The following is a 22,084-nucleotide window of genomic DNA, read 5'->3' on the forward strand; positions in this document are numbered from 1 at the left end:
GCCAGAGCCAGAGCCAGAGCCCAAACATTCGAGTTACTCGACTTATGCCGAGTTACGAGAAGCTGAATTTGAAGTGCCCAATCTGGAAGACGTTCAAAAATTACTGAGCCGCTTAGAAGCGACGAACGTGGTTGATGAACTGAATCTTGATGAATTAATGGATCAGAACACGCAGAAAATCGCTCAGCAAGCAGACATGCAAATGTTTGATGCGGCGGTGGAATCCGTTCAGCTTTCTGTAGAACCTGAGATTCAAGATTGGAACCTCCCAGAGTCAGATTCATCAATGGTTGTTGATCGACCTGTTGAACGACCAATTGAGCAGCAAGCCGAGTCGCCAATAGCTGAAGAATCACCAACAGCTGAAGAGTCGCACGTTGAAGCTCTGCAAGACGAAACTCACACTGAAGAGTCAGAAATTGAATCTGTCAGTGAGCCCGAGGTTGAGCTTGAAACTCAATCTGGCGGTATTGAACGGTTTACCTCTTGGGAAACTACGGCTCGAACAGAAGATTTTCAGGTACTGTATTTTGACGTCAACGGGGTAACATTTGCTGTTCCTCTTGATGAGCTTGGTGGTATTCATCGCCTTGAAGAGCTAAGCCATTTGATTGGTAAGCCTGCTTGGTATTTAGGTTTGCAAACAAATCGAGATAGTCAGTTAGATGTGGTCGACACCGCAAAGTGGGTGATGCCTGAGAAACTAACGAATGATGAATACAAAGAAAACTATCAATATATAGTGATGCTTGGCGAAAGCTTATGGGGGCTTGCGGGTACTGAACTTAAAGGTACCGAGCTTCTTAATACAGATAAAGTTCGTTGGCGAGAAATGGCAGGTAAACGCCCATGGCTCGCTGGTATGGTAAAAGAAAAAATGTGTGCTTTGATTCATGTTGAAGCATTGATCGCCATGCTAAACGCAGGGCTAGATGTAAAAGCATTAAGCTAGTAATAAGCATTAGGCTAACAATAAACGCATCAAGTTAATAATAGTGGTCGGTAACGACGGCAAGAGGATTAAATATGTCTCATATGAGTGAAATTGAAGTAAGAAAAGACCCAACCAATGATGAAGTACTTCAATGGGTGACATTCCAGCTAGAAGAAGAAACTTACGGCATTAATGTTATGCAGGTACGTGAAGTACTTCGCTACAGTGAAATTGCTCCAGTACCGGGTGCTCCAGATTACGTTCTAGGTATTATTAACCTGCGTGGTAACGTTGTTACTGTTATCGACACTCGTTCTCGCTTTGGTTTGATGCAAGGTGAAATCACAGACAACACTCGTATCATCGTTATTGAATCTGAGCGTCAAGTCATTGGCATTCTAGTAGACAGCGTTGCTGAAGTGGTTTACCTACGTTCTTCTGAAATCGACACTACTCCAAGTGTTGGTACTGATGAAAGTGCTAAGTTCATCCAAGGTGTAAGTAACCGTGATGGCAAGCTGCTTATCTTAGTAGATCTAAACAAACTACTAAGCGAAGACGAATGGGATGAGATGGCTCACCTGTAATGTTTGAAGCGCTTCCTTTAAGCCCTGTTGCTCTGATTAGCGGAGTCGGGGTTTTTACGTTATTCATCGTGATTTTGATTAGCAAAGTAAAACGTGCGATTCAAAAGCAGCTCGATCAGTCACGCCTGCAAGTTCGTAACTTGGACAAAGAGCTTCAAAAATCGAGCAAGCAATTGCTTGAGGTTCGCTCTGTCGTGGTTGGCCTTGGCCAGAAAGTGACGGAACAGCAAGATCTAATAAAGCACTTGAATGAACGCATTGTAGAGCTGGAACATGTTGATACCGATGGGCGCTTGTACACGCGTGCAACGAAGATGGTTCAGCTTGGTGCAGGGATAAACGAACTGATCGAAGAGTGTGAATTACCTAAAGCTGAAGCTGAGCTGATGATGTCTCTGCAGAATAAGCTCGCAGGTAAGGAAAAAATTCCTTCGCTAAGAAGTAACCCTTCATCGTACGATGAACAACCAGATGCATCTCATAAGCGCAGAGACCCAACTCGACGTCGTTAAAGTGAGCGCTCGCTGCGTATTGAGTAATTGATGTTTATCGTGCACTCCTCTTAAAAGAAGCTTCGGCTTCTTTTTTTATGCCTGACAGCTCTATATAGAACGATGTTTATAAGTGCTTGTATCTAAGGCAGTATCTTGTTTGTTGATGAAAATGTGTAAATTGTGATGCGGTGGTAACAGTTTCTTACGGAGTTTGTTCTATCGAAAACGCCTAGTCCTGTTTTGTCACCATATTGGTGTGCTACTATAGCCCTTTCATTACTCGACTAAATTTACCTATGCTTGAAGTCTCAAATTTAACTGCTATTCGTGACGACAGGGTTCTATTTGAATCGTTGTCTTTTCAATTGAAACCCGGTGAGCTGGTTCAAGTTGAAGGTCGTAACGGTACTGGGAAAACGACACTCCTTAGGATTATCACCGGCTTAGGTGATCGTGATGAAGGCACTATCTCTTGGGATGGTGAGTCCATTGAAACGAGTCGAGATGTGTATCACCAAAATTTGCTTTTTCTTGGTCACCAAACTGGCGTAAAACGCGAGCTTAGTGCCTATGAGAACCTGAGCTTCTATCAATCGATTCACAGCAGTGGAACGAGTAAGGAAGAACTTTACAATGCATTGGCTCAAGTCGGCCTTGCTGGACGAGAAGACGTGCCTGCAGGCCAACTTTCGGCGGGTCAACAGCGCCGTGTAGCATTGGCTCGTCTGTGGTTAAGTAAGCAAATGTTGTGGATTCTAGATGAACCGCTGACTGCCATTGATAAGCAGGGCGTTAAAGTTCTTGAGTCTCTTTTTTCTCAGCATGCAGACAACGGTGGCATTGTGTTATTAACCACACACCAAGATATGTTTGCTGATAGCCCGAAACTAAGAAAAATAAAGTTGGGTGAGTAATATGATTTCTTCAATGACAACGATCATTCGACGTGAGCTGCTGATCGCATTTCGTCGCCAAGCCGATATCTTTAACCCTCTGTGGTTTTTTATCATTGTCATCACCCTTTTCCCATTGAGTATCGGCCCTGAGCCAAACCTACTTGCGCGTATCGCAGCGGGCATTGTTTGGGTTGCTGCTTTACTTTCTGCATTACTCTCTCTCGAACGATTATTCCGAGATGATTTCCAAGATGGCGCCCTCGAGCAGATGATGCTGATGCCCATCCCGTTGCAGTTGGTAGTATTGTCCAAGGTCATAGCGCACTGGTTATTGACAGGGTTACCATTAATATTGATCAGTCCGTTGTTAGCGGTACTGCTGTCCTTGGATTTCGATACTTGGTTATCGGTGGTCTTAACGTTATTGGTTGGTACGCCTGCATTAAGCTTTATTGGTGCGATTGGTGTCGCTTTAACGGTTGGATTACAAAAAGGCGGTGTGCTGTTAAGTCTGCTTATTTTGCCGTTATATATCCCAATTCTTATATTTGCTACATCCGCGATTGATGCGGCAGCACTAGGCGTTGCGTATAACGGACAATTAGCTGTGTTAGGGGCAATGCTAATGGGCGCAATGACGCTCACACCATTTGCCATAAGCGCAGCGCTGAGAGTGAGTGTTAACTAGTTAATTATCTGATTAAAACTGGCTAACCAAGCGCTCACTTCCACTTTGTTTGTTCAGAGTGAACTAATTGAAGCTTTTAAACTCATAGAGTCACTGAAAGAGACAGTAAGCCAAATAAATTATAATAATTATAGCTGTGATAGCTGTAAGCAATATGAAGTAAGAGTGAGATTACAACATGTGGAAATGGCTCCATCCCTATGCCAAAGCAGAAACCTCTTATCAGCTTGCTGGTAAACTTCTGCCATGGTTCTCTATCCTAGCGCTATTGTGTCTATCAGTAGGTACTGTGTGGGGGCTTGCATTTGCGCCTTCTGATTACCAACAAGGCGATAGCTTCCGTATCATCTATATCCATGTTCCGTCTGCAATTTGGTCGATGGGCGTCTACATGTCGATGGCAATTGCGGCATTCATCGGCTTGGTATGGCAGGTGAGATTATCAGACATGGCGGCATTGGCTATGGCGCCTATTGGTGCTGTCTTTACCTTCATAGCGCTGCTATCCGGTGCTGTTTGGGGTAAACCAATGTGGGGTGCTTGGTGGGTTTGGGATGCACGTTTGACCTCAGAGCTGATTCTTCTATTCCTATACTTGGGTGTGATTGCACTACACCACGCGTTTGACGACCAAAAAACCGCAGCGAAAGCAGCAGGTATTTTGGCGATCGTTGGTGTCATCAACCTACCTATCATTCACTTTTCAGTAGAGTGGTGGAATACACTTCACCAAGGCGCGACGATTACTAAGTTCGATCAGCCTTCTATTTCAAGTGACATGCTATGGCCGCTTCTTCTCAACATCTTCGGCTTCGCCTTTTTCTTTGGTGCTGTGACTATGGTTCGCTTTAGAAACGAAATCATCAGTAAAGAAAGTCACCGTCCGTGGGTTCGTAAACTCGCGGCTGATAAAGCGTAGTAGGGTAGGTAATTATGTATTTTGAATCTCTGAGTGATTTCTTTGCCATGGGTGGCTACGCCTCATATGTATGGAGTGCATTTGGAATCACATTCCTCGCGATGATCATTTTACTGGTCTTAAGCGTTCGTCGTGGTAAGCAATTACTAAATGAAGTACAAGCTAAGATTGATCGTCAAGCTCGTATCGATGCAGCAAAAAATATGGAGAACACTCTATGAACCCAAGACGTAAAAAGAGGCTGGGCATTGTCTTAGCGATCTTTTTTGGTATCAGTGCAACTGTTGGATTAATGGTTTATGCGCTTAACCAGAACATGGATCTGTTCTACACGCCAACTGAGCTTGTTAACGGCAAAGACGGCAAGAAACCTGAAGTTGGCCAACGTCTGCGTATTGGTGGCATGGTTGTAGTCGGTTCTGTAAGCCGTGACAACGAATCACTACGTGTAAGTTTTGACTTGAAAGATGTTGGTCCTAAAGTAACGATTTTATACGATGGCATTCTTCCTGATCTTTTCCGTGAAGGGCAAGGTATTGTTGCTCAAGGCGTTCTGAAAGATGCGACAACAATTGAAGCTTTCGAAGTCTTAGCGAAACACGATGAAGAGTACATGCCTTCTGAAGTTGCTGAAGCAATGAAGAAAACCCATGAGCCAATGCAGTACTCGACAGAACAAAAAGAAGGAAGTGCTCAATGATAGCCGAGATCGGCCACTTTGCCATGATCCTGTCCTTAGGGCTGGGATTGCTATTGAGTGTGCTCCCGCTGTATGGGGCAGCTCGAAATAACACATTATTAATGAATAGTGCACGACCGCTATCATGGGGTATGTTCGGATTCCTAGCGATTTCGTTTTTTATCTTGTGCTACGCGTTCTACACCAATGATTTTACGGTTCAATACGTAGCAAGTAACTCGAATAGCCAACTTCCTTGGTACTACCGAATCACAGCGGTTTGGGGTGCTCATGAAGGTTCATTACTGCTTTGGGTTCTTATCCAAGCGGGTTGGACGGTTGCAGTAGCGACGTTTAGCCGTGGTATGCCTCAAGAGTCTGTGGCTCGCGTACTGGCTATCATGGGTTTGATTACTGTCGGCTTCTTGCTGTTCATTATCGTAACGTCTAACCCGTTCTTACGTACACTGCCTTACTTTCCTGTCGATGGCCGTGACTTGAATCCACTACTGCAAGACCCGGGTTTGATTATTCACCCGCCTATGCTTTACATGGGTTATGTAGGTTTCTCGGTTGCGTTCTCTTTCGCCATTGCATCTCTAATGAGTGGTCGTCTAGATACGGCATGGGCTCGTTGGTCTCGTCCTTGGACAATCGCAGCTTGGTTATTCCTAACGGTAGGTATCGCACTTGGTTCATGGTGGGCTTACTACGAACTTGGCTGGGGTGGCTGGTGGTTCTGGGATCCAGTAGAAAACGCTTCATTCATGCCTTGGTTGGCTGGTACAGCGCTGATGCACTCGCTTGCGGTAACAGAAAAGCGTGGCACATTTAAAGCCTGGACAGTATTGCTGGCTATCTCTGCATTCTCTTTAAGCTTACTAGGTACATTCTTAGTTCGTTCGGGCATCTTGGTATCTGTTCACGCATTCGCGTCAGATCCTGCTCGTGGTATGTTTATTCTAGGTTTCCTAGTGTTCGTTATCGGTGGTTCACTGCTGTTGTTTGCTGTTAAAGGCGCATCGGTTCGTGTCCGTGGTAACTTTGATTTGGTTTCTCGTGAAAACGCACTACTCGGCAACAATATCTTATTGATTGCTGCGTTAGTGGTTGTGTTAGTGGGTACGTTGTTACCACTTGTTCATAAGCAATTAGGGCTGGGCTCGGTTTCAATCGGTGCACCATTCTTTGATATGTTGTTCTTCTGGTTAATGATCCCGTTCTCGTTCCTATTGGGTATCGGTCCACTGATCCGTTGGAAACGTGACAACCTGTCTAAGCTTATCAAGCCAATGTTAGTTTCGGGTATCTTCTCGTTAGGTTTAAGTGCACTAATGGTGACCATGCTAGCTGACCGCTTCAGTGGTACTGCTTTTGCTGGTTGGGTGATGGCGTTCTGGATCTTCTTCATGCACGGCTTTGAGCTGCATGAGCGTGCAACACACCGTCATACCTTCATGAAAGGCCTAACTAAGCTACCTCGTAGCCATTGGGCAATGATCTGTGGTCACATGGGTTTAGCCGTAACAGTGATCGGTATCGCGATGGTACAAAACTACAGCATCGAACGTGATGTGCGTTTAGCGCCAGGCGAAAGCTACCAACTTGAAGAATACAGCTTCCTGTTTACAGGGGTTCGTGACAAAGATGGCCCTAACTACGATGGTTACATCGCTGACTTTGAAATTACCAAAGAAGGCAAATACATCAACACGCTTCACGCTGAAAAACGTTTCTATACTACAGCTAAGTCTATGATGACTGAAGCGGCGATTGATCGTGGCGTAACGCGCGACCTTTATATCGCAATGGGTGAGCGTTTAGACGACAACAAATCTTGGGCTGTACGTATCTACTACAAACCATTTGTACGTTGGATCTGGGCGGGTTCTTTGATCATGTCGATTGGTGGTGTGATTGCCATCAGTGACCGTCGTTACCGTTTCCGTAAGCCAACGAAAAAGTCGGCTCAAGAGCAGGAGGCTTAATTCGAATGAACAAGAAGATTTTATTCATTCCATTGATTGCGTTCATGGTTCTAGCTGGAATCTTTGCAACTCAATTGATGCGTAACCAGTCGGGTGATGACCCGACTAAACTTGAATCCGTATTGATTGGTAAGCAGGTACCTGAGTTTGGCCTAGAGGATTTAGAACAGCCGGGTAAGTTTCATGATCAAGCTATCTTTAAAGGTGAGCCTCTGCTTCTTAATGTGTGGGCGACTTGGTGTCCTACTTGTTATGCAGAGCACTCTTACCTGAATAAGTTAGCGGATCAAGGCGTTAAGATTATTGGTCTTAACTACAAAGATGATCGCAATAAAGCGGTTGGTTGGTTGAAAGAACTGGGCAACCCGTACTTAATCAGCTTGTTCGATGGCAACGGTATGTTAGGTCTTGACCTTGGCGTATATGGCGCTCCTGAGACCTTCCTAATTGATGCTAACGGTGTGGTTCGTTACCGCCATGTTGGTGACGTGAACCCGACTAACTGGGCATCGACGCTTCAGCCGATGTACCAAGAGTTATTGGAGGAGGCGAAATGATTAAACAAACACTTGTAGCAATGTTTGCCACCTTCGCTATCTCTGCGTCGGTAACGGCTGCGCCTATCGAATTTCATGAGTTTGATACGGTTGATCAAGAGCAACAATTTAAAGATTTGAGCAATACGCTTCGTTGCCCAAAATGTCAGAACAACACGATTGGTGATTCGAACGCGGAACTTGCGGTCGACTTGCGTCAAAAAGTGTATGAGATGACAAAAGATGGCAAGTCTGAGCAAGAAATTATTGATTACATGATTGCTCGTTACGGTAACTTTGTAACGTACAACCCGCCACTGACCTTAGCGACATCGATCCTTTGGGTTGGGCCGTTTTCGGTTGTTGTATTAGGTTTTGGTTTGATTGTTTTACGAAGCAGAAAGTCAAAATCGAAAGCAGTAGAGTCCAATAAAGACTGGGATGCAGATAAAGAAGCACGTTTAAAAGCGTTACTCGACGAAGAGAACGACGGAGATAAACAGTAATGACTCTATTTTGGATTTCTACAATTGTCCTTTCGCTAGCCGCAGTTTTATTGATTGTTCTGCCTTTCTTGAATAAGAAAGAAAACAACGATGACGTGCTTCGCGATGAGTTGAATAAAGCCTTCTATAAAGATCGCTTAGTTGAATTAGAAGTAGAAGCTGAAGAAGGCCTTGTTGATAACCAGCAAGAACTGATCGCTGACTTAAAACAGTCGCTACTTGATGACGTTCCAACGCAAGAAAAAATCAAGAGAACAAAAATATCTACGCTGGGTGTCGTTGTACCGTCAGTGATCCTGGTCCTGGTTGTGACTTATGGTATGTACTTTCAGTTTGGTGCATTAGATAAGGTTCAACACTGGCAAGAAGTGAGTTCGAACCTTCCTGAGTTGTCTAAAAAGTTAATGTCATCAGAAGGTGGAACGCTTACCGATGATGAACTTGAAGATTTGACTCTAGCGCTTCGTACTCGTCTTCACTATCAACCAAAAGATTCAACCGGTTGGTTACTGCTTGGCCGTATTGCATTAGCAAACCGCGACGCAGAAACAGCGAAAGATTCTATGGAAAGAGCTTACAAACTTGAACCTAAGAATGAAGATGTTCAGCTAGGTTTTGCTCAAGCACTGATGCTTTCACCTGATGAAGCCGATCAAAACCAAGCGCGTTTGATTTTGAGCCGTTTGATCCAAAACGATTATGTCGACCTTCGAGTGTTCTCACTGCTAGCGTTTGATTCTTTTGAACGTCAAGATTACCCGGGTGCTGTGAAGTACTGGAGCATCATGCAACAGATGATTGGTCCACAAGACAGTCGCTACGAGATGTTGTCACGCAGTATTGAAAGTGCTCAGAAGAAAATGGGCGACACCATGGGTGTTGACCAAGGTAAGAGCGTTGCAGTAACGCTTGAGCTGTCTGGCGACGTGAACGCTGATCCTAAGTCTGTGTTGGTTGTTTCGGTACATAGAGCTGATGGTTCGCCAATGCCGGTCGCTGCAGCCCGTTACCCATTGGGTTCTTTCCCTCGCACTGTTGTTCTCGATGATGGTAACAGCATGATGGAAGGCTCTAAGTTGTCTAGCCTTGAAACTCTGATGGTTAGAGCTAGGCTTGATACAGATGGTAACGTTTCAACTCGCGATGGTGATTGGTACGGTGAAAGTGAAGTGGTTGAACTGGGTGCTCCAGTGACCATTAATATCAATAAGCAATATTAATCATCATTTTGCATAGGTGTTAGCTATTCCGATTTTGCAACAAACGGTATAGACTTACGCAACCAATTGAGGCCAGCGATTGCTGGCCTTTTTTTATTATATGAATTCCTTATGGAAAAGGTGATATGTCTGTCAGTGTTTTAAGACTCTCGAGTTTACTTTTTATCGCAAGCTTAACGGTGGGCTGTTCTAGCGCGCCAGATGAAAGCACGAACGATAATAACCTCGAAACCTCTGAATACGTCGAAGAATCCCACCCGAATGACCCTTTCGAAGGGTTCAACCGAGCGATGTGGGATATCAACTACGAATATCTTGATCCTTATTTAGTTCGTCCTGTTTCACTCGCTTATGTTGGCTATACCCCTGTTCCAGTTCGTTCTGGTATCTCAAATTTTTTAGCCAACTTAGACGAACCTGCGAGCATGGTGAACAACATATTCATGGGTAATGGCGAGAAAGCACTCGACCATTTCAACCGTTTTTGGATTAACTCAACTTTTGGTTTGTTGGGCCTAATCGATATTGCCAGTGAAGCGGGTATCACCAAATATGACGACAAGTCGTTTTCTGATGCGATTGGTCATTATGGGGTAGGGAATGGGCCGTACTTTATGGTGCCGGGTTATGGTCCTATTACGACTCGTGAAGTGACGGAGCAAGTGGATAGTTTATATGTGCCTTTAGCTCTGTTGAACTTCTGGGCGAGCCTAGGAAAGTGGGCATTTGAAGGTATGGAAACTCGTGCTCAATTAGTTTCTCAAGAAGCTCTGTTGGATGACTCGCCAGATCCATATGCTCTGACTCGTGAAGTTTACATTCAGCGTCGTGACTTTAAAGCCGAAATCGAACCGGAAGAAGTCGATCTGGAAGAAGAAGATTTCATTGACGGATACCTAGAAGATTACTAGATATAAGATTTTGAATAACGGATAAAAGAAAGGCTCGATGTTGAAAATAACATCGAGCCTTTTTTATATTTGCTACTTTAGATTAAGTAACTAGATTAGAAACGGTAGTTAGCTTGGATACCTACTAGCCAAATGCTACCCGTCACTTCACCTTCGAAGCTACCGCCAAATAAATCCGCAGCAGTATCGGTTTCATGCATCTTAGCATCTTTCGCTAAAATGTAAGTGAAGCCGGCATCTAGAGTTAATTGCTCAGACCATTGGTATCCAGCACCAATGCTTAACCAAGTACGGTCTGTTTCTGGGATCGTTGCTGTACGGTGCTCTTCACTTACCGCTGAAGTGTCGTATGCAATACCAGAACGTAAAGCTAACTTAGGTGTCATTTGGTAAGTCGTACCAAGAGCAAAGCGGTAGTTGTCTTCCCAGTTCTCTTGTTTGATTTCTACGCTGTTTTCACCCGGAAAATCAGCAACAAGCTCTTTAAAACTGCTCCAGTTTGTCCAGTTAATGCTTGCGTGAACCGCAACTTTTTCAGTAAGCTGGTGGAAGCTAGCAAGTTCCGCTGTTGCTGGAAGAGCAAGATCCATTGAGCCGCTCTTGTGAGCTGCTGGGTTTGCTTGGTTGAAACCAAAGCCTTTTGCATAGCCTTCTAGAGTGAGGTCTACTTCTGATTTGTAGGTAAAGCCTAGGCGGTTGCTTTCATTGATCTGCCATGCTGTACCCACTTGCCAACCCCAAGCCGTATCATCGCCTTCCATATATTTTAAAGCAGTGCCTGCAGGTAAAGGAACTAGAGAGTTCGCTGTAGATACTGCACCAAAGCTACCTTCAGCCATGATGTAACGAACACCACCACCAATAGATACGCCCTCAAGTACTTGGTATGCCGCGTTTAGGTTTAGCTCCATTGTCGTAACACTTGCTTCGTTACCGTGGTTTGCGCCACCAAAGTCTTTACCTAAGTCTGTTTCCATACCGTAGTTAGTGCCCGCAGCAAAACCTAATGCAAACTTGTCGTTGTACTTATGAGAAACATAAAAGTTTGGAATTACTGCACTGTGTGCAAAATCACTAGAGTTTGATGAAGTAGACTGACCCATCATAGACGTAGAAGTACCGTCGATATCAATGTTCGGGTCAACATAGATAGCGCCAACAGAAACTTGTGTGCCTTCTAGGTAAGTCAGCATTGCTGGGTTACGCCATTGTGCGTCTGCACCGTCAGCCATTGCGGCTTCACCAGCGTACGCACGGCCTAAGCCCGTTGCTGAGTATTCTGCTAGTTGAAAACCGGCCGCGTGAGTGACGGTAGAAGTCGAAAGTAGTCCAACTGCCACTGCAGCAGATAGAAGAGTCTTATTCATTTTCATTATTATGTTCGCTGAATCATAAGTATTTAGTGTCGTGATTCTACGTTTAGAGCTATTACTTTAAAAATGAAATTCGAATAAAACAGTGTTTTAGGGATTAAATGAGTAAATGTGTTTAATTATTAGAGAAATAATCTAAATGTTTCGGCTGTGTTGCGAAGTTTGAGCGTACACTTGTAGGCATATTTTGCCTCTGCAGGCTACAGCTGTAAGCTTAAATTGATGTTGGTCAGAGGGTTATGCAATAAAAAAGGGTCGCGTAAGGCGACCCTTTGGGATTGTTAACTTCGATTATATTAGAAGCTACGGCTATACTGCAGACCCATTAGGATTGCATCAGCACGAGTTGTTGCTGAAATTGACGAAACAACAGAAGTTGATTCGTTGACTTTAACATCGTCACCCATTAGGTATGTGAAACCAAAGTCTACGTTTGATGCTTCGTTGATGTGGTATGTGAAACCAGCTGAGAACCATTGGCGATCTGAATCTGGCACTGAAACTGAAGTTACTTCATCTTGTGCGCTAGTGTCATACATGTAGCCGGCACGAAGTGTCCAATCACGATTCATGTAATATGTACCACCTAGAGAGTAGTGCATACCATTTTGCCATTCGTAATTATTTAGAACACCCGCTTTTTCTGCTTCTAGCTTGTCAAATGAGCTCCAACCAATCCATTGTACTGAATAGTGAACCGCGAATTTAGTATCTTCGATTTTGTGAAAGCCAGAGAACTCAACAATATCAGGTAGAGGCATATAAAGAGTATCATCTTTATATTCAGTGCCTTGGTAACTGATATCTCCTTCAGCTTCAAGTTTCGGAGAGTAGTGATAAGCCAAACCAAAACGGTTGTTTTCATTCAATTCGAAAACAGTACCAAGGTTAAAGCCAACAGCCCAGCCATCTGCTTCAGCGTCAAGAACGGTTTGTCCTGCTTGAGGTAGCAATGGGCTAGGTGGAGTACCAACTTCTGAACTCATTGTTCGTTTCAGCTCGCCTTTACCGTAAATAAGATCAAGGCCAGCGCCGAAGCTCCATTGATCGTTTAAACGGTACGAACCAGCTAGGCCAAAGTTAACACTTTTTACATCTGTAAGACCGCCGTATTCACCACCCACATAGCTATCGCTGAACTCAGTTTTTGTACCAAAGTTCGAATAAGCATTGAAGCCTACAGCAAATTTTTCGTTGATAGGAACAATAAGGTGAATATTTGGAGCTATAGAAGTATCACCAGCATCGTCATAATCAGCATTGCTGGAGGTGCTTCCCATGAAGCCTTTATAGGTAGCATCCTTAACTTCAATCATTGAAGTAATACTTTCAAAACCAAGAGATAGCTCAGTTTTGTCAAATAGTGCCATTGCTGCAGGGTTACGTGCCATTACTGACGCGTTATCTGCGATTACGGCGTCACCAGCGAAAGCACGGCCGATGCCGGTTGCTGATTGTGCGTTAAGTTGGAAACCTGCTGCCATCGCTTGCGAAGACGCCAGTGTGATTGTTACTGCTAAAAGAGACTTTTTAAACAGACGCGTGTTGTTGGTAGTCATTCATTTATTCCTTTATATATCCGCCTCTACAGGGCGATTAATTTGAGCAATTGCTCAATGGTGGCTGATCCTATTCGCAAGTATACGATATACAAATCCGACCATTGGAAATTTTGAGGGTAAAATTATGGAAATGACGCCTATCTGGCACGAAAATGGTGTGAAATGCTGTTTTTTAGAGCTTTAACTCTAGAGGTATTGGTGTGGTGAATGGTTTTGCGGTTTATTGATAAATAAAGCCCAGCAATATCAGTGATATACTTGCTGGGCCTTTTGTTACGGGGCTTTGAGAGTAAATTAGCTCATTGGTTTGATCATTTTTGTCAGCTTTTCGGCGATTTTAGAGACATCCTCGCCATCTTCGCCTACAAGGATCAAACTGCTGCCATCGATCGGTGTTACTGAGCCTGACATGCCTTTTTCATCAAAGTCGATAGACTTGTCAGTCGGAATTCCAGTTAAAAACAGAGTGACCTTGCCTTTTTCGCCTTGGAAAACCATGTGCATTGCGTTGGACTTGCCAAAGCCACAATGGTTCAGGTAATAGACGTGGTAAGGGAAGGCTTCATCAAATTGAAATGCAAACGGATTCATCTTGGCATTGATTTGTTGTGAAGTAACATTCTCATCAAGCGCACTCACAAAGCTCTTTTCATCGACAACATGTTTCATTGCCGTATCTGCCAAACTTGCTTGCGCGGGTGAAACGAATGCATTGCCCCAGTTAACTTGGCCAACCAATAAACCAGCAACAAACGCCACCGAGGCAGCCATTGCCATCGCTCGTCTAGCAAACGTAGGTCTTACTACTTTGCTTTCTTCGCTTGAGGTCTGATTGAACAGTATACGATCAGCAAGATCGTCTGGCACATCCACATTCATTGCTGAATGGATCTGTTTATCAAGCGATAGTACATCGTCTAGAAAGTTACTATTGGCTTCGCTGCTTGCTGCTGCATCAATAATATCTTGTGTACGTTGCTTAGGTTCCGACAATACACGACGACGAAATTCCAAATCATCCATTATGTTGCCCCCTCTCTGCCTCTTCTGTATCCAGCATCTCTTTCAACTGATTTCGAGCTCTGAATAAACGTGTCATCACCGTGTTTTTGTTGAGGTCGAGAATATCTGCGATCTCATCACCACTAAAACCACCAATCACTTGTAAGAAGAGGGGTTCACGGTAATCGATTTCAAGTTTCATGATCTGAGCTTGCAACCACAGGTGTTGATGATGTGGGTCATCGCTGACACTTGCATCGTTACCATGATCGTCGATATCAACCAGATCAAACTGTTTGCGTTCAAAACGTCGAGCGTTCTCGCGTCGCAAGATGGTGATCAGCCAAGATTTAGCGGCTTTTTCATCTTGTAAGCTATCGAGTGACTTCCATGCACGAAGGCAAGTCTCTTGTACTAAATCTTCGGCAATGCTTTTGTCTTTACATAGCCAATAGGCGTAGCGAAAGAGGTCACGATGATAGGCACGAACGAGTGCTTCGTACTTTCTTTGTTTGTCCATATCAGAGTTGACCGGACGCTTGGCTGTTTTCTTTCCAAACATTTTTATTATTGACACACGAGCCTCCATAATTGCTCTGCGTATAGCTGTCCTCTATACGTTGTGCTTCGTTTTTATATTCTGTTTCGTTTTTAGGGCTAACGATCGGCAGGAAACCGTAAAATCACATTAAAATTGATCTACTTCAAAATCTAAGGCCTCGAACAAGCTATAGTACACCTTGTCGTCTAGTTAGTCATTCGTGGCTAGCATGTTGAGCAAGACGACACTTCCTTTTGAAGGCTGACTTTACTTTCTCCTAATCAGGAAACTGATTATTTCAATTGGCGTTAAGTTAATTGCTTTATATACATTCCGACCACACAGTTTTGTGTGGTTTTTTTTTGCCTCAAGAAAACCATTCCCTACACAGCGATAACAGTCTTTGCTTACAATAGTTTAGTCTCTTACGACAACCTTTCCCCCAAAAAGGTTCGCCTGAATGCGCAGTTATATTTTCAAACAGTGAGATACTCGTATCACGTTTATTTAAACGCTCGTTTGATTTAATTAACAACTTCTTTACAATGCTTCAGGTCAGACCTCTTAACTTTAAGGAGAAACCATGGGCAAACAGGAAGTCAAAACGCGTTCTGGAGAACGTGTTGCCGTTGTCGCTGGACTACGAACCCCATTCGCTCGTCAGAGTACAGAATTTAGCCAAGTGCCTGCGGTTGACCTAGGCAAAATGGTTGTGAGCGAAATGCTTGCAAGAACAGATGTCGATCCTGCGCTTATCGAGCAAGTGGTGTTCGGCCAAGTCGTACAAATGCCAGAAGCACCGAATATTGCACGTGAAATCGTGTTGGGTACGGGCATGGACATCAATACCGATGCCTACAGTGTGACACGAGCATGTGCGACCAGTTTCCAAGCGGCAGTTAACGTGACCGAGAGCATTATGGCTGGCACGATTGATGTCGGTATTGCAGGCGGTGCGGATTCTTCTTCTGTATTGCCTATTGGTGTTTCGAAAAAGTTAGCGGCAAATTTATTAGCGCTGAGTAAAACGAAAACCATGGGTCAGAAGCTGAAGATTCTTAAAACACTTTCAGTAAAAGATCTGATGCCAGTGCCACCGGCAGTCGCAGAATACTCGACCGGTTTATCCATGGGACAAACGGCTGAGCAGATGGCGAAGACGCATGGTATTACTCGCGAAGCTCAAGACGCACTTGCTCACCGTTCTCACTCTTTGGCTTCTCAAGCATGGAAAGAAGGCAAGATTAAAGACGAAGTGATGACAGCGTTCCCAGCGCCTTATAAAAAGTACCTAGCGGAAGACAACAACGTTCGCCACGACTCAACGGTTGAAGGCTACGCTAAACTGCGCCCGGCATTCGATAGAAAGTACGGCAGTGTAACGGCAGCCAATGCAACTCCTCTTACCGATGGCGGTGCTGCGGTGATGTTGATGCGCGAAGGTAAAGCTAAAGAGCTAGGCTTAGAAGTGCTTGGCTATATTCGTGGCTATGCATTCTCAGCGATTGGTGTTGAAACGGATATGTTGATGGGGCCAACCTACGCGACCTCTCAAGTATTGAAGAACACAGGTCTAGAGTTGTCAGACCTAACGCTGATTGAGATGCACGAAGCATTCGCAGCCCAAGTTCTAGCGAACGTCAAAATGTTTGCAAGTGACGAGTTTGCTCAGAAGAATCTTGGCCGTGACAAAGCGATCGGTGAGATTGATATGGAGAAATTCAACGTGCTGGGTAGCTCAATTGCTTACGGACACCCGTTTGCTGCGACTGGTGCACGCATGATGACTCAAACATTACGTGAACTGAAACGTCGCGGTGGCGGCTTGGCACTGAACACAGCGTGTGCGGCTGGTGGTTTAGGTGCAGCAATGATCTTGGAGGTAGAATAATGTCTACGACTCTTGATACAACAACAGAAAAAGAAACCGTCGCTCAACCAGATTCAACGTCGGCGACTGAATCAACCAAAAAGAAAGCGACAGCATTTACTCTTAATATCGATGAGCAAGATATTGCTTGGTTAGCGATTGATGTGCCAAACGAGAAAATGAACACGCTGCAAGCGGCTTTTGCTGAAGAAATGAAAGCCATCTTCGAGCAGTTAAAAGAAAAACAAAGCCGAGTTAAAGGCTTAATCGTTCATTCACTAAAGCCAGATAACTTTATCGCTGGTGCTGATGTACGAATGCTTGATGCTTGTAAAACGGCTGACGAAGCACAGTCTCTTGCTCGTCAAGGGCAGGAGATGTTCCAAACACTGTCAGATCTTCCATATCCAGTAGTCGCAGCGATCCACGGTCCATGTTTAGGTGGCGGTTTAGAACTTGCGCTGGCGTGTGATTACCGTGTATGTACCGACTCAGACAAGACTCGTCTTGGTTTGCCAGAAGTTCAATTAGGTTTGTTACCTGGTTCTGGTGGTACGCAGCGTTTACCTCGCCTTATCGGTTTGCTGCCTTCTCTTGACCTTATTCTGACGGGTAAGCAGTTGCGTGCTAAGAAAGCGAAATCGCTCGGTGTTGTCGATGCTTGTGTGCCAGAAACTATCTTGCTTGAAGTCGCTAAGAGCTTTGTTGAAAAGAACTCAGGTGGCAAAAAAGGTAAGCGTCTTGCGTCTAAAAGCCAAGCTTCGACCAAAGAGAAGCTTATTTCACGCACGGGTCTTGGTCGTAAGGTTATTTTTGAACAGGCTTCGAAGAAAACCAACCAGAAAACACGCGGTAATTACCCTGCAGCCGATGCGATTCTTGATGTGATTCGTTACGGCCTTGAGAACGGTTTTGATAAAGGCCTTCAGTATGAAGCGAAGCGTTTCTCTGAACTGGTAATGACTTCAGAATCTAAAGCCCTGCGTTCGATTTTCTTTGCCACCACTGAAATGAAAAAAGAGCACGGCGCAGACGCAGAACCCAAAGCGGTTAAGCGTGTTGGTGTACTGGGCGGCGGCCTTATGGGTGCTGGTATCAGTCATGTCAGCGTTGCCAAAGCGAAAGTTCCGGTTCGCATTAAAGACGTATCCAATGAAGGCGTGCTGAACGCGCTGAACTACAACTTTAAGTTGTTCGATAAGCAGCGTAAGCGTCGCATTCTGACTAAAGCTGGTCTGGAAAGTAAGATGCTTCAGCTTTCTGGTGGTATCGACTTTACGAGCTTTAATCACACTGATGTGGTGATTGAAGCGGTATTTGAAGACCTCGATCTTAAGCAATCAATGGTTGCGGACATTGAAGCCAATGCAAAGCCAGAGACTATCTTTGCGACGAATACGTCTTCATTGCCAATCCATAAGATTGCGGAGAAGGCGCAGCGACCAGAAAACGTTGTCGGTCTTCACTACTTCAGCCCTGCCGAAAAAATGCCGCTAGTCGAAGTTATTCCTCATGAAACTACGTCAGAAGAGACGATTTCGACGGTTGTAGCATTAGCGAAGAAGCAAGGTAAAACACCGATTGTTGTTAAAGACACGGCTGGTTTCTACGTGAACCGTATTCTTGCTCCGTACATGAATGAAGCGGCGCATCTGTTACTGGCAAATGAGCCAATTGAAAAGCTCGATAGCACGTTATTGGACTTCGGTTTCCCGGTTGGCCCAATTACTTTGTTAGACGAGGTGGGTGTTGATATCGGCGCGAAGATTATTCCAATTTTAGTGAATGAACTAGGCGACCGTTTCCAAGGCCCTGATGTGTTCGATATTCTTTTGAATGACAACCGTAAAGGCCGTAAGAGTGGCAAAGGTTTCTACACTTACAAAGGTAAGAAGAAAGAAGTCGATAAGTCAGTTTACAAGCTGCTTAAGCTGCAACCCGATCCTAAGTTGAGCGATAACGATATCGCGATGCGCTGTGTGTTACCGATGCTAAACGAAGCGGTTCGTTGTTTGGATGACGGTATTATCCGCAGCCCACGTGATGGCGATATTGGTGCTATTTTCGGTATCGGTTTCCCTCCATTCTTAGGAGGTCCGTTCCGATACATGGATCAAATTGGTATTAAGTCATTGGTCGAAATGATGAACGACTTCGCTAAGAAGTACGGTGATCGTTTTGCGCCATGCGATGGCCTACTAACACGTGCTGGTTTGGATGAGTCTTTTTATAAGTAACTTTCTAACTCATTGATTAATAAGCCCGTACCAAGCGATTGATGCGGGCTTTATTGTTTTATGAACGAGTGTGAAAGGAATGAGATTCCCGACTCAGTCGTTCCTCCTTTTCGGGAATGATGTTCGAGAGATAAAAAGTAAGTTATTGCGTTGATTAGAAAGGTGATCAAACACATCTCAATCGAAACTACCGTCATCTCCTAAAGCGACGAAGGAGCGTAATAGGAGATCTGCTTTTGTGCTTCACCCAAGAAAAAAGGTTGATGCTTTCACATCAACCTTATGATTTTTATCCCAGCTTTATCACCCAAGTTCACAGTCTTTAGGACGTAACTGAAACTCATCAATTGAGCCAATCTCCACACCTGCCGACAACTTTTCTTCCTCATCATGAGCATTACCGTGCGCATGCATAATCAGACGATTTGCCGTGCGAGGTTTAAGTTGGCTGACCACAAAACGCATCATGTCTGAGCGTGTTAGACCTTTGAGGTCTTCTAAGACACGCTCTCTCTGATTGAATTCCAAGTCCTTATTGCCTATCGCAACCCATAAGCGCTGAGCGCGACCGCGCAAGGTGGTATCTGGCGTTGAAATCTGATTCCAGAGCCCGCGTTTACTGCTGTGCCATTGATAGTCGTTAAGCTCCAACAGCACCATGTAAAAAGCATTGAGGAATTCATCTATCGAGGCTAACAAGTCTGCTGGGGCAGCATTCGGTGATTGCACATATAACACAATACCCGGGTGTCGGTTCAACGGCATATTGCCAGTGCCGACCATATAGCCTAGCTGCTGCTTGGTACGAATCTCATGGAAGAAGGTGGCTGACATCAAATGGTTCGCCAATGAATACAGCGCAATATTTTTAGGTGAAATATCAGCACATTGGTAGTAAACCACGATGGCTGAATCATCTTGATTGCATACGACTTCGCGTTGGAAGCTACCATTTTCACCCAACATGATTAATGGGCGTAGTGACTCTTCGTAAGCTTGGTCTTGAACACGTAATGCATCTTTTAGCGTTTCAGCCATCTTGTGTGCATCGGCTTTTTTCCAATCACCATACACAAACATTTCGACATGCAATTCTGCCAAGATAGCTTGAACAAAAGAAGAGAGTTCATCGACCTCAATCGTTTCCAAGGCTTCAATTAATACGGAATAAGGCGGGTTATTAGGCTGAAGTATTCCAGTCATCGCATTAAACAGCTGAGAAATAGGACGATCTTGCGACGCATTATTCCAGTTTCTGAGCAATTGATGCTTAATAGTTTCAAAGCGTGTTGGACTAAAGTCGCGTGCTTGGAAGCGCTCAAGGATCATATTGAGCAGCTGTGGTTGCTTTTCGCTGAATCCCGAAAGCGTGAGTGTTACACCGCCCTGATGGGTATACATGTTGTAGCCCATACCCGCAATCTCAGCCTGATACGTATCTTTTTCAAGCGAGTCCAAGAACATCTCTACACACAAGCGTGTTTTAACGATGTTTCTCGGGGTGGCGACTGAGTGTGGGCTGTCGATAGCGATATACACCACACCTTTAGGTACTCGAAATTGATGGTCTTGGAGGTGCCATAACTTAAAGCCATCCAGCTCTTCTAACAGTTGTGGGTGCTTAGCATCACCTTCGAGTTCAGCAGGGTCTAAGTCGTAGCAAATAAATGGGTTTTTACTTGGCAACTCGAACATCCAGCCGGGGTTGATGCACGTAAAGCATTGGGTCTGCTCTGAGCTAAAAGGCGTAACGGAGTAGGGCGTAAAATACCACTTCGCTTCTCTATCATACTCGAAGCCTTGAGCTACGATGGTGACCCGCATGTTGTCGACAGATAAGTAGGGAAGCAAAGAGCGTTGTAACTCTTCGTCAAAGTGAGACATCTTATAATCGCCATACCCCACATCTTGCTCTTGATAGTGCTGCATGTTGATAACAAGATGACTGACGACATCGAGCGGTCTGGAGGGCTCTTGAAAGCGGAAAGCGGACTCTAAAACGGCGCGTTTTTCAAGATAACGCCACTCTTCGATGCCTTGTTGTTCAATGAGTTTGATGTACTGAAATATTGCTTGAACGACGTTATCGGTTTTGGTTAAGCCTTCGATGGTCATTGAGCAACTGATCGTGAAGTCACGATAGTTACTGCCACTTGCGCCGCCACCTGCCGAGAGGGAAGTAATCCAACCTTTCTCTTTCAGCTGCATCATTAAACTGCCTTCGCCTTCGTAACCGATAAGGTGTGCAAAGAATGATAATGGCTTAACCCCATAGTGCTTGTCCATGCTTGGCATTGGGAAGGTTAAGATAAGTTTGCGCACTTCTTTTATCGGTTTAACGTGTACTTGTACACCCGTGCTTAATTCACCAACAATCGGTACTTCAACCTTTTTACCTTGTAGTTTGTGATTGGTAATCGAGCTAAAACGCTCCTCAACCCAACTTTGCATTTCGTCTAATGATTGATTGCCAGACAGTGTCAGCGTCATTAGATCGGCTGAATATTGTTGCTGGTGGAAAGCCAAGATCTCTTGTCGAATCGTTTCACCGTTTCTGTCACCTAACGTCTCGATATTACCGACAGAAAACTTCGAGAATGGGTGATTGTGATTCACCAGTTCTTTGGTAACTTGGTACAAGCGTCGCGAGTCGTCGTTGAGTTTCATTTTATATTCGGAATCAACGGCTTGGCGTTCTTTATCTAGTGCTTCTTCGTTAAAAAGTGGCGCTGTGAAAAATTGGCTGAAGCGATCGAGTGCGGTTTCAAAGGCATTCAATTCAACATCAAAAAAGAAGCAGGTGTGTTCGGTTCCGGTCCAAGCATTGTTGCTACCGCCATGTTGGCTGATAAAACTTTGGAACTCTCCGACCTTTGGATACTTTTCAGTTCCCAAAAATAGCATATGCTCTAAGTAGTGCGCTAAACCCTCTCGGTCGGTAGGGTCATCAAAATGCCCTACATTAACGGCGAGTGCGGCTGCAGCTTTTTGAGCGTTCTGATCGTGAACTAACAGTACTCGCAATCCGTTATCCAAGGTTACGTAACGGTATTGATGTTCATCATTAGGGCTTAAATGCACAGAAGCATCTCCAGAGAAGGTGGTTTTTAAATTATGTACGCGATGATTTGAGGTGCAAAC

The 22,084-nt window shown here is 44.6% G+C and carries 20 protein-coding genes; 15 read left to right on the top strand and 5 right to left on the bottom strand.

What is annotated here, in order from left to right:
* The 13 genes from AACT19_RS08865 to AACT19_RS08925 all read left to right on the top strand — a co-directional run.
* Positions 1-952: chemotaxis protein CheW (locus tag AACT19_RS08865; protein WP_242658934.1), on the top strand; the 952-nt coding region annotated here is incomplete at its 5' end.
* Between the two features lie 74 nt (positions 953-1,026).
* Complete coding sequence (locus AACT19_RS08870) at positions 1,027-1,521, top strand: chemotaxis protein CheW (RefSeq protein WP_004736225.1); 495 nt, start codon at positions 1,027-1,029, stop codon at positions 1,519-1,521.
* Positions 1,521-2,033, top strand: a complete 513-nt coding sequence (locus AACT19_RS08875) for a DUF2802 domain-containing protein (protein WP_004736226.1) — start codon at positions 1,521-1,523, stop codon at positions 2,031-2,033. The genes AACT19_RS08870 and AACT19_RS08875 overlap by 1 nt, the downstream gene beginning before the upstream one ends.
* Before the next feature lie 278 nt (positions 2,034-2,311).
* Entirely contained in the window at positions 2,312-2,929 is a 618-nt protein-coding gene (gene ccmA, locus AACT19_RS08880) for a cytochrome c biogenesis heme-transporting ATPase CcmA (RefSeq protein WP_012603450.1), read from the top strand.
* 1 nt (position 2,930) lies between these two features.
* A complete protein-coding gene (gene ccmB / locus AACT19_RS08885; protein ID WP_004736228.1) occupies positions 2,931-3,599 on the top strand; it encodes a heme exporter protein CcmB in 669 nt (222 codons plus the stop codon).
* A gap of 178 nt (positions 3,600-3,777) precedes the next feature.
* The gene (locus tag AACT19_RS08890; RefSeq protein WP_076646019.1) at positions 3,778-4,518 is read left to right on the top strand and encodes a heme ABC transporter permease; all 741 of its coding nucleotides are present in this window, start codon (positions 3,778-3,780) and stop codon (positions 4,516-4,518) included.
* A 14-nt stretch (positions 4,519-4,532) separates the two neighbouring features.
* Positions 4,533-4,739 carry a heme exporter protein CcmD gene (gene ccmD, locus AACT19_RS08895; RefSeq protein ID WP_004736230.1) on the top strand — a complete coding sequence of 69 codons (207 nt, stop codon included), beginning with the start codon at positions 4,533-4,535 and terminating at the stop codon, positions 4,737-4,739.
* A complete protein-coding gene (ccmE, locus tag AACT19_RS08900) occupies positions 4,736-5,218 on the top strand; it encodes a cytochrome c maturation protein CcmE (RefSeq protein ID WP_017076805.1) in 483 nt (160 codons plus the stop codon). Before ccmD ends, ccmE begins: the two co-directional genes overlap by 4 nt.
* Positions 5,215-7,185: a heme lyase CcmF/NrfE family subunit gene (locus AACT19_RS08905; protein ID WP_017084525.1), complete on the top strand. Its 1,971-nt coding sequence runs from the start codon at positions 5,215-5,217 to the stop codon at positions 7,183-7,185. The genes ccmE and AACT19_RS08905 overlap by 4 nt, the downstream gene beginning before the upstream one ends.
* Before the next feature lie 5 nt (positions 7,186-7,190).
* On the top strand, positions 7,191-7,742 hold the full coding sequence (locus AACT19_RS08910) for a DsbE family thiol:disulfide interchange protein (protein WP_004736035.1): 552 nt from the start codon (positions 7,191-7,193) through the stop codon (positions 7,740-7,742).
* On the top strand, positions 7,739-8,227 hold the full coding sequence (locus AACT19_RS08915) for a cytochrome c-type biogenesis protein (RefSeq protein WP_017084526.1): 489 nt from the start codon (positions 7,739-7,741) through the stop codon (positions 8,225-8,227). Before AACT19_RS08910 ends, AACT19_RS08915 begins: the two co-directional genes overlap by 4 nt.
* On the top strand, positions 8,227-9,447 hold the full coding sequence (ccmI, locus tag AACT19_RS08920; protein WP_076646020.1) for a c-type cytochrome biogenesis protein CcmI: 1,221 nt from the start codon (positions 8,227-8,229) through the stop codon (positions 9,445-9,447). The genes AACT19_RS08915 and ccmI overlap by 1 nt, the downstream gene beginning before the upstream one ends.
* A 125-nt stretch (positions 9,448-9,572) precedes the next feature.
* Positions 9,573-10,358, top strand: a complete 786-nt coding sequence (locus AACT19_RS08925) for an MlaA family lipoprotein (RefSeq protein WP_017076800.1) — start codon at positions 9,573-9,575, stop codon at positions 10,356-10,358.
* Between the two features lie 95 nt (positions 10,359-10,453).
* Here the strand turns inward: AACT19_RS08925 and AACT19_RS08930 are convergent, their stop codons facing one another.
* The 4 genes from AACT19_RS08930 to AACT19_RS08945 form a co-directional block, all read right to left on the bottom strand.
* Entirely contained in the window at positions 10,454-11,731 is a 1,278-nt protein-coding gene (locus AACT19_RS08930) for an outer membrane protein transport protein (protein ID WP_076646021.1), read from the bottom strand.
* Positions 11,732-12,027: 296 nt separating this feature from the next.
* Positions 12,028-13,290, bottom strand: a complete 1,263-nt coding sequence (locus AACT19_RS08935; RefSeq protein WP_065605063.1) for an outer membrane protein transport protein — start codon at positions 13,288-13,290, stop codon at positions 12,028-12,030.
* A gap of 297 nt (positions 13,291-13,587) precedes the next feature.
* On the bottom strand, positions 13,588-14,316 hold the full coding sequence (locus tag AACT19_RS08940) for a DUF3379 domain-containing protein (RefSeq protein WP_017095923.1): 729 nt from the start codon (positions 14,314-14,316) through the stop codon (positions 13,588-13,590).
* Positions 14,309-14,857, bottom strand: a complete 549-nt coding sequence (locus tag AACT19_RS08945) for a sigma-70 family RNA polymerase sigma factor (RefSeq protein ID WP_004736042.1) — start codon at positions 14,855-14,857, stop codon at positions 14,309-14,311. The genes AACT19_RS08940 and AACT19_RS08945 overlap by 8 nt, the downstream gene beginning before the upstream one ends.
* Before the next feature lie 562 nt (positions 14,858-15,419).
* Between AACT19_RS08945 and fadI the strand changes: the two genes are divergently transcribed.
* A complete protein-coding gene (gene fadI, locus AACT19_RS08950; protein WP_017076797.1) occupies positions 15,420-16,727 on the top strand; it encodes an acetyl-CoA C-acyltransferase FadI in 1,308 nt (435 codons plus the stop codon).
* Positions 16,727-18,943 carry a fatty acid oxidation complex subunit alpha FadJ gene (gene fadJ, locus AACT19_RS08955; RefSeq protein WP_076646022.1) on the top strand — a complete coding sequence of 739 codons (2,217 nt, stop codon included), beginning with the start codon at positions 16,727-16,729 and terminating at the stop codon, positions 18,941-18,943. The genes fadI and fadJ overlap by 1 nt, the downstream gene beginning before the upstream one ends.
* 303 nt (positions 18,944-19,246) lie before the next feature.
* Here fadJ and AACT19_RS08960 read toward each other — a convergent pair whose 3' ends face one another.
* On the bottom strand, positions 19,247-22,024 hold the full coding sequence (locus tag AACT19_RS08960) for an insulinase family protein (protein ID WP_076646023.1): 2,778 nt from the start codon (positions 22,022-22,024) through the stop codon (positions 19,247-19,249).
* Positions 22,025-22,084: the final 60 nt, after the last annotated feature.

This window comes from Vibrio sp. 10N.222.47.A9 (genome assembly GCF_963872585.1).
GTDB lineage: Bacteria > Pseudomonadota > Gammaproteobacteria > Enterobacterales > Vibrionaceae > Vibrio > Vibrio splendidus.

Coding starts and splice junctions, on each gene's coding strand:
- AACT19_RS08870 (WP_004736225.1), top strand. CDS start 1,027: ATGTCTCATATGAGTGAAATTGAAGTAAGAAAAGACCCAACCAATGAT.
- AACT19_RS08875 (WP_004736226.1), top strand. CDS start 1,521: ATGTTTGAAGCGCTTCCTTTAAGCCCTGTTGCTCTGATTAGCGGAGTC.
- ccmA (WP_012603450.1), top strand. CDS start 2,312: ATGCTTGAAGTCTCAAATTTAACTGCTATTCGTGACGACAGGGTTCTA.
- ccmB (WP_004736228.1), top strand. CDS start 2,931: ATGATTTCTTCAATGACAACGATCATTCGACGTGAGCTGCTGATCGCA.
- AACT19_RS08890 (WP_076646019.1), top strand. CDS start 3,778: ATGTGGAAATGGCTCCATCCCTATGCCAAAGCAGAAACCTCTTATCAG.
- ccmD (WP_004736230.1), top strand. CDS start 4,533: ATGTATTTTGAATCTCTGAGTGATTTCTTTGCCATGGGTGGCTACGCC.
- ccmE (WP_017076805.1), top strand. CDS start 4,736: ATGAACCCAAGACGTAAAAAGAGGCTGGGCATTGTCTTAGCGATCTTT.
- AACT19_RS08905 (WP_017084525.1), top strand. CDS start 5,215: ATGATAGCCGAGATCGGCCACTTTGCCATGATCCTGTCCTTAGGGCTG.
- AACT19_RS08910 (WP_004736035.1), top strand. CDS start 7,191: ATGAACAAGAAGATTTTATTCATTCCATTGATTGCGTTCATGGTTCTA.
- AACT19_RS08915 (WP_017084526.1), top strand. CDS start 7,739: ATGATTAAACAAACACTTGTAGCAATGTTTGCCACCTTCGCTATCTCT.
- ccmI (WP_076646020.1), top strand. CDS start 8,227: ATGACTCTATTTTGGATTTCTACAATTGTCCTTTCGCTAGCCGCAGTT.
- AACT19_RS08925 (WP_017076800.1), top strand. CDS start 9,573: ATGTCTGTCAGTGTTTTAAGACTCTCGAGTTTACTTTTTATCGCAAGC.
- AACT19_RS08930 (WP_076646021.1), bottom strand. CDS start 11,731: ATGAAAATGAATAAGACTCTTCTATCTGCTGCAGTGGCAGTTGGACTA.
- AACT19_RS08935 (WP_065605063.1), bottom strand. CDS start 13,290: ATGACTACCAACAACACGCGTCTGTTTAAAAAGTCTCTTTTAGCAGTA.
- AACT19_RS08940 (WP_017095923.1), bottom strand. CDS start 14,316: ATGGATGATTTGGAATTTCGTCGTCGTGTATTGTCGGAACCTAAGCAA.
- AACT19_RS08945 (WP_004736042.1), bottom strand. CDS start 14,857: ATGTTTGGAAAGAAAACAGCCAAGCGTCCGGTCAACTCTGATATGGAC.
- fadI (WP_017076797.1), top strand. CDS start 15,420: ATGGGCAAACAGGAAGTCAAAACGCGTTCTGGAGAACGTGTTGCCGTT.
- fadJ (WP_076646022.1), top strand. CDS start 16,727: ATGTCTACGACTCTTGATACAACAACAGAAAAAGAAACCGTCGCTCAA.